The sequence below is a fragment of the Mesorhizobium sp. M1A.F.Ca.ET.072.01.1.1 genome (assembly GCF_004023325.1).
In the GTDB taxonomy this organism is placed as follows: Bacteria; Pseudomonadota; Alphaproteobacteria; order Rhizobiales; family Rhizobiaceae; genus Mesorhizobium.
This window is the reverse complement of record NZ_RZSF01000334.1, coordinates 1-7,225: the sequence shown is the minus strand read 5'-3', so window position 1 is coordinate 7,225 and position 7,225 is coordinate 1. Positions and strand designations below refer to the sequence as shown.

9 protein-coding genes are annotated in these 7,225 nt (G+C 64.0%); 7 read left to right on the top strand and 2 right to left on the bottom strand.

The annotated features are described in order from the left end of the window. Window positions 1–201, bottom strand: a 201-nt coding sequence (locus tag EOA32_RS39365; protein ID WP_210214863.1) for a hypothetical protein, incomplete at its 3' end; no start/stop codon positions are given. Here EOA32_RS39365 and EOA32_RS30665 point away from each other — a divergent pair. The 7 genes from EOA32_RS30665 (at window position 181) to EOA32_RS30635 (ending at window position 6,202) form a co-directional block, all read left to right on the top strand. Further along, window positions 181–801 (top strand): ribonuclease D, encoded by a 621-nt coding sequence (locus EOA32_RS30665; protein WP_095783543.1) that lies wholly within the window; start codon window positions 181–183, stop codon window positions 799–801. The genes EOA32_RS39365 and EOA32_RS30665 overlap by 21 nt on opposite strands. Window positions 802–866: 65 nt before the next feature. Further along, window positions 867–1,073, top strand: coding sequence for a hypothetical protein (locus EOA32_RS30660; protein ID WP_128373712.1), 207 nt, complete (start codon window positions 867–869; stop codon window positions 1,071–1,073). A 57-nt stretch (window positions 1,074–1,130) separates the two neighbouring features. Continuing rightward, window positions 1,131–1,277, top strand: coding sequence for a hypothetical protein (locus EOA32_RS30655; RefSeq protein WP_082980768.1), 147 nt, complete (start codon window positions 1,131–1,133; stop codon window positions 1,275–1,277). Window positions 1,278–1,373: 96 nt separating this feature from the next. After that, the gene (locus EOA32_RS30650) at window positions 1,374–2,375 is read left to right on the top strand and encodes a beta-propeller fold lactonase family protein (RefSeq protein ID WP_128373711.1); all 1,002 of its coding nucleotides are present in this window, start codon (window positions 1,374–1,376) and stop codon (window positions 2,373–2,375) included. A 189-nt stretch (window positions 2,376–2,564) separates the two neighbouring features. Beyond that, window positions 2,565–2,948 carry a hypothetical protein gene (locus tag EOA32_RS30645; RefSeq protein WP_128373710.1) on the top strand — a complete coding sequence of 128 codons (384 nt, stop codon included), beginning with the start codon at window positions 2,565–2,567 and terminating at the stop codon, window positions 2,946–2,948. A gap of 193 nt (window positions 2,949–3,141) precedes the next feature. Beyond that, window positions 3,142–5,388 (top strand): transglycosylase domain-containing protein, encoded by a 2,247-nt coding sequence (locus tag EOA32_RS30640; RefSeq protein ID WP_128373709.1) that lies wholly within the window; start codon window positions 3,142–3,144, stop codon window positions 5,386–5,388. A gap of 64 nt (window positions 5,389–5,452) precedes the next feature. Next, the gene (locus EOA32_RS30635) at window positions 5,453–6,202 is read left to right on the top strand and encodes an SDR family oxidoreductase (protein ID WP_067004093.1); all 750 of its coding nucleotides are present in this window, start codon (window positions 5,453–5,455) and stop codon (window positions 6,200–6,202) included. Window positions 6,203–6,268: 66 nt separating this feature from the next. On the opposite strand, the gene EOA32_RS30630 is transcribed toward EOA32_RS30635, so the two are convergent. After that, window positions 6,269–7,225, bottom strand: a 957-nt coding sequence (locus tag EOA32_RS30630; protein WP_189407501.1) for an NAD-binding protein, incomplete at its 5' end; no start/stop codon positions are given.

The following is a 7,225-nucleotide window of genomic DNA, read 5'->3' as shown; positions in this document are numbered from 1 at the left end:
GCGTTCCTGGGCGCGCATTCTCGATGCTCTGACACGCTGAGGTGAACCCGCGGCGACCGCAAAAATCAACTTTCTGTTGATTTTTTTCCGGATCGCGGCAAGGACGGGCGTGATAGCGCAATGCGCGGCGCCTTCGCGTCCAAAAACGGGTGCGCCGCTGGCCGCGATCCGGAGAAGAGAATGACCGACATCCGTTTCCACAAGAACGATCTGCCGGACCTTTCCCGCTACAATGTCGGTGCGGTCGCCATCGACACGGAAACGCTGGGCTTGAACCCGCATCGTGACCGGCTCTGCGTGGTTCAGATCTCGCCCGGCGACGGCAGCGCCGACGTCATCCAGATCGCGCCGGGCCAGAAGGAGGCGCCCAACCTCGTCAGCCTTCTCAGGAACGACGCCGTGGTGAAGCTGTTTCACTACGGCCGTTTCGACATTGCCGTCCTTTATCACGCTTTCGGCGTCATGGCCGAACCGGTTTTCTGCACCAAGATCGCCTCGCGGCTGACCCGTACCTACACGGACCGCCACGGGCTGAAGGATATATGCAACGAACTGCTCGGTATCGGCCTCTCCAAGGCGCAGCAATCGTCGGACTGGGCGGCGGAAACACTGTCGCCCGAGCAGCTCGAATATGCCGCCTCCGACGTGCTTTACCTGCACCGGCTGCGCGAGGTGCTGGCCGCGCGGCTTGCGCGCGAGGGTCGCACCAAGGAGGCCGAAGCCTGCTTCCGCTTCCTGCCGACGCGCGCCAAGCTCGACCTGATGGGCTGGGCGGAAGAGGATATCTTCGCGCATAGCTGACGGAACCCGGCGCATCGAGCGACGTTGCTGCCGGTCCATTGTCGGCGTGAGATGGGAGGGAATGAATGGCAGAGCGCAAACCGATAGTGAGCGCGCCGAAGGACGGCTCGCAGGTCACGATCCTGTGGAACGACGAGCACGGCGTGGTCAACGAATCCGTCGGGCAATACCGCGACGGCGGCTGGTGGGTCTACACCGACAGCAACACCCAGAAAAAAGTCGAGCCGACCAGTTGGCGGCCTGCATCGGCCAATGATGACAGCGACCAGTGAGCGACCGCCGCAGGGCCTCGAAGCAGGCGCGAGACTCGGCTGCAAGAAGGGGGCGAGATGAGACAGAATATGCTCTACCTCATCATCGGCGCGTTGGTCGTCGTGGTCATCGCGCTTGGCATCTACATCTACCGCGAGCAGACCAGGCCGAAAGGCGTGGAGCTCAAGATCGACGACAAGGGCATTTCGATCCAACAGAATTGATCTCACCACGTCCGCATCTCGCGGACTTGACCGGTCGGCTCCGGATAGCGCCTATTGCATCCGGGTCCGCTCGCTGGAGCGGTGGTGGTTTTTGATATGAATCCCCGGATCGATTTCGAGGCCACCGGTGCCGTGAACGATGCGCTCGCCGCGATCGGACGGACCGAGGACCTGCGCTTTTCGCCCGACAACCGCTTGCTTGCCGTCGCCGGATATGGACGCAGGCGATGCCTGATGCTGCGCATCGACATAGAGCCGACGGCCGGTGCACCGAGCATCGTTATCCGTGGCTTCGTGGAGCTCAGATCGGACAGCATGGGCGAGGTGCATGGCCTCGATTTCATCGACAACAGGACTTTTGTGGTTGCCAATCGCGATGGGCTGGTTGCGGTCTTCGCCCTGCCGCAAGGCGAACCGGCCGGACAAGGGCACGAAATCTCGCCGCTTCGCGTGATCAAAGGCAGCCGATTGTGCAGATTGAGAACGCCCGGCTCGGTCGCCGTCAGGCGTGAGTCACATGGCCGGCTCAGCCTGCTGGTCTGTAACAACTACACGCATCGGGTGACCCGCCATGTGATTCACCGGCGATGGGGATACCGCGCCCTGTGGAATCAGCTTCTCCTGGAGCAGGGCCTCGACATCCCGGACGGCATCGCGCTCAGCCATGACGGGCGGTGGGTCGCCGTCAGCAGCCACGGCACCAACGACGTGAAGATCTACGACATGTCGGCACCGCTTGGCCCTGAAACCCGGCCCGCCGGTGTCCTGGAAAATGCCAACTACCCGCATGGCCTGCGCTTCACGCAGGACGGCAGCCACATTCTTGTCGCCGACGCCGGCAGCCCGATGGTTCACGTCTATGCAAGCGACGAAGGCTGGAAGGGGCGCCGCACGCCGTCGCGTTCGGTCGCCGTGCTCGACGACGAAAGCTTTCTGCGCGGCAGGGCCAGTGTCGAGGAGGGCGGGCCGAAGGGCCTGGACATAGACAAGTCGAACAGCGTCGTGGCGGTGACTTGTCAGGAACAGCCGCTGGCTTTCTACGGCCTGTCGTCGATCGTCGGTCGAAAGGCGGCGGAGCCCGAGTTCCGCGTTCTTTGACGTCCAGGATTAGCCTGTGATTTCGGCTCCATATTCTGGCGACGGCATGAAGAATGACGGGGGCCGCGCGCAGCTCCATCAAATCTTGCGGGGGTGGATGGCAAACGGATGACGTCCGCGCGGTTCGGCGATATCATGCTGCGCATAGGGAGTTTTGGGGCCGACCAACCTAGCCTCTAGGAGGTTGCCATGAAGCACCAAACACTGGACCAGCTGCACGCCGTTGCCGAGGTCCGTACCGCCAAACCCGTCATGAGCCGAGCCCAGCGCCTCGCACGTTGGGCGGAGCTTCTCGAACGCGAGCCAAATCGGCTCCTGACCGCGCTGATCGGCACCGAATATCGTGCCCCGCGGGAACGCAATGTCATGCGGGGCGCCGGCTCGCCCATATCCGTCGCCCTGGAAGACCCCGTTCTGCACGACGAGGGTTTGAAGAACGACACCTACGGCGAAGCAAAACGCTTCTTCGAGCTGACCGACTATCAGCTGCACGAGATCGTCTGCTACTGCCATGTCGGCGATGTCATGCGGGCATCGAGAGCTGCGCTCTCGGTCCGTGCCGTGCTCGACTAGTCCGAGCCGACCGCCTATGCAAACGCTGGAGCGCGGCCGGAATGCCACGCCGATCGCGCTCCGTCAGGTGGCCGCTTACCAAACATTTGATTTTCAATCACTTCGATTCTTCCCCACTTAACGCGCCTTTAAACCGCCGCATCTACTCTGCAACCCGAGCGCCATCGGCATCGGGGACAGCAAGCACAGCGCAATGGCGAACCGCAGAGACAGTCGCATCGAACCGAGCTTCGAGGGCTCGCCCCGGGCGAAATCCTCCGACGGCTTTTCGGTCAGCGAGGAGGATCGCGTCGTGCCGGCAAATCGTAAATCCGCAGCGAAACGCAAATCCGCCAAGGCGAAATCGCGCGGCCGGGGGCGCGATCGCAGCCAGCGCGGGCTGTTTTCCATCTTCGGCCGCCTGCTCTACTGGTGCTTCGTTTTCTGCATCTGGGGCGGCATCGCGGTGGCCGGCGTCGTCGTCTACTACGGCGCCAAGATGCCGGCGGCGACCACATGGTCGATTCCCGACCGCGCGCCCAACATCAAGATCGTCTCGGTCGACGGGCAACTCATCGCCAATCGCGGCATGAGCGGCGGCGAGGCCGTCGGCCTCAATGAAATGTCGCCCTATATTCCCGAGGCCGTCGTCGCCATCGAGGATCGGCGGTTCTATTCGCATTTCGGCATCGACCCGATCGGGCTGACGCGCGCCATGGTCACCAACGTCCTTGGCGGGCATTTCTCGCAGGGCGGCTCGACGCTGACGCAGCAGCTGGCCAAGAACCTGTTCCTGACGCCGGATCGCACGCTGGAGCGCAAGGTGCAGGAAGTGCTGCTGGCGCTGTGGCTGGAGCACAAGCACAGCAAGGACCAGATCCTCGAAATGTATCTCAACCGGGTCTATTTCGGGTCCGGCGCCTATGGCGTGGAGGCCGCCTCGCGGCGGTATTTCGGCAAGAGCGCGCGCGATGTCACGCTTTCCGAGGCAGCGCTTCTGGCCGGTCTGCTCAAGGCGCCATCGCGGCTTTCGCCGGCGCGCGATCCCAAGGCGGCGGAAGAACGCGCACAGCTCGTGCTCGCCGCCATGCGCGAGGAAGGCAAGATCGGCGACAAGGAATACAAAATGGCGCTGAGCGCGCCGGCGACGCGCTCGCCCTCCTACTGGACCGGCTCGGAGAATTATGTCGCCGACACGGTCATGGAGGAACTTCCCGACCTGATCGGCGACGTGCGCGGCGATATCGTCATCGACACCACCGTGGATCTGACGCTGCAGAAGCTCGCCGAGCAGTCGATCCGCCGGCTGATCGACGAGAGCGGCAAGAAGCTCAACGTCACCCAGGGCGCGTTGGTGTCGATCGATGATTCCGGCGCCGTTCGCGCCATGGTCGGCGGTTACGACTATTCGACCAGCCAGTTCGACCGCGCCTCGGAAGCGCGGCGCCAGCCGGGATCGGCCTTCAAGCCTTTCGTCTACATGGCGGCGCTGGAAGCAGGCCGCACACCGGACAGCGTGCGCAACGACGCCCCGATCAGAATAGGCAAATGGACGCCGGAGAATTATGGCGGCAAATATTATGGCAAGGTGACGCTGGCCACCGCACTGGCGAAGTCGCTGAACTCGGTGGCGGCGCAACTCACCATGGAGGTCGGCCCCGACGCCGTGGTTGAGGCCGCGCACCGCATGGGCATCCAATCCGACCTGCAGTCGAACACCTCGATCGCGCTCGGCACCTCGGAAGTGACGCCGCTGGAACTGACCGCCGCCTATGTGCCTTTCGCCAATGGCGGCTACAAGCCGGATATCCATTTCATCCAGCGCGTCACCACGGCTAGCGGCAAGGTGCTCTACGAGAACAATGGCGGCAGCGCGCCGCGCGTCCTCAAGGCCGACATCGTCGGCATGATGAACTCTATGATGACGGGCACGGTCGAAGTCGGCACCGCCAAGAAGGCGGCCTTCAACTGGCCCTCGGCCGGCAAGACCGGCACCAGCCAGAATTCACGCGACGCCTGGTTCGTCGGCTATACCGCCAACCTCACGACGGGAGTGTGGTTCGGCAATGACGACGGCAGCCCGATGAAGAAGGTGACCGGCGGCGCCTTGCCGGCGCAGGCCTGGCACGAATTCATGGTCGCCGCGCATGAAGGCTTGCCGGTCAGGCCGTTGCCCGGCACGTGGAAATCGACGCCGCCCGATACGGTCGTGCCGGACGAGATACCCTCGGCGAACAACTCGCAGCCGGCGCCCCCCGCGCCCGTCGGCCAGTCGAGCCCTGTCGCCCAGGCGCCCGCACGGCAGGCGCGTCCAGCCCAGACGGTCGATGCCGATGGCTTCGATATGCCGAGCGACGGCGGTACCACCGCCTCGGTCGGGCATCCGGTGCCGCCCGGCGATGTCGGCGGTCCGAAGAAAAGGCGCCAGACGTCGATCCTCGACATCCTCAGCGGCGGTTGAGCGGCAACTCGCCTCTCGCAATGGCTGGCGCCTTCGGCTACATGTCCGGCCGGAGATAACAGCCATGGCCGAAATCGACAGCAGAAAAACCATCGTGCTCACCGGCGCCAGCCGCGGCATCGGCCATGCGACGGTGAAACGCTTTTCACGCGAGGGCTGGCGCGTCATTACCTGCTCGCGACAGGCCTTTGCCGAGGACTGCCCATGGCCGGCCGGTCCCGAGGACCACATCAAGGTCGACCTTGCCGATCAGGAGGATGTCGGCATTGCCGTCTCGGAAATCCGCCACCGGCTGGAGGCGCATGGCGGGCAGTTGCACGCGCTGGTCAACAATGCCGGCATCTCGCCGAAGCTCAAGGACGGCGGCCGGATGAACTCGATCGAGACGCCGATGCATGTCTGGCGCGACGTCTTCCAGGTCAATTTCTTCGCGCCGATCATGCTGGCGAGAGGACTGTTCAAGGAACTCGCCGCCGCCAAGGGCTCGATCGTCAACGTCACCTCGATCGCCGGCACGCGCGTGCATCCATTTGCCGGCACGGCCTATGCGACGTCGAAGGCGGCGCTGGGTTCTCTGACGCGCGAGATGGCGCATGACTTCGGGCCGCACGGCATCCGCGTCAATGCGATCGCGCCGGGCGAGATCGACACGGCGATCCTGTCGCCCGGCACCGACAAGATCGTCGAGACGATCCCGCTGAGAAGGCTGGGCGCCACGTCGGAAGTGGCCGACATCATCTTTTTCCTGTGTTCGGGCCAGGCGTCCTACGTGACCGGCTCGGAAATCCACATCAATGGCGGCCAGCACGTGTGACTTCCATCTCAGCGACATCGCTTCCGTTATTCGTTTCCTGATCCGCTTGGTTTGTGCAGGCGAGCGTCAGGCAGGCTGCGGCCTGATCTCGGCAGCGGCGTCGTCCAACCGAGCGGGTGACATGCCGGTAACCGCCTCGACGATGCCGCGTGCTATTTCGCGCTCGCCCATGATCACGGTGTCGGCGCCGAGAGCCTTGAGATGCTCGACCTCGGCATCGGAATGGGCGCGCGCAAAGACGCTGATGCCGGGATTGGCCGCGCGCGCCCGCAGCACCACCTGTCCCGCCTCGAAGGCGTTGGGGATGGCGAGGATCAGCCGTTTGGCGCCTTCCGGATTGGCGGCCGCGAAGACGTCCGCATTGGCGGCGTTGCCGGCCACCGTTTCGACGCCCTCGGCCCTCAGCTTCGCCAGCGTCTTGTCGGCATCCTCGACAACCAGGAAGGGCAGGGCAGCTTGTTTCAGCGCGGCACCCACGAGGCTGCCGACACGTCCATAGCCGATCAGGATGGAATGGTCGGTGAGTCCCGTTCGCGGCGGCAGACCATTCTCGCTTTCAGACACTGCCGCCGCCGAGGCCACCTGGCCGGGCTCGGTCGCCGGGCCGATCGGCCTTGATTCCTCGGGCTCTGCCGTTTTGCCGGCGCGCTTTTCCAGCCACGGCTTCATCCTGTCGACGATCAGGAACATCAGCGGGTTGAGCAGGATCGACAGGATGGCGCCGGCCAGAATGAGGTCGCGGCCCTGTTCGGGCAGAAGCTTCAACCCGACGCCGAGCTCGGCCAGGATGAAGGAGAATTCGCCGATCTGGGCAAGGCTGGCCGAGATCATCAGCGCGGTCGCGACCGGATAGCGGAAGGCGATCACGATGACGAAAGCGGCGAGCGATTTGCCGATGAGGATGATGGCTAAGGTCGCCAGGATCGGCAGGCCGTTGCTGACCAGGCTGAACGGATCGAACAGCATGCCGACGGAAACGAAGAACAGCACGGAAAAAGCGTCGCGCAGCGGCAGCGATTCTTC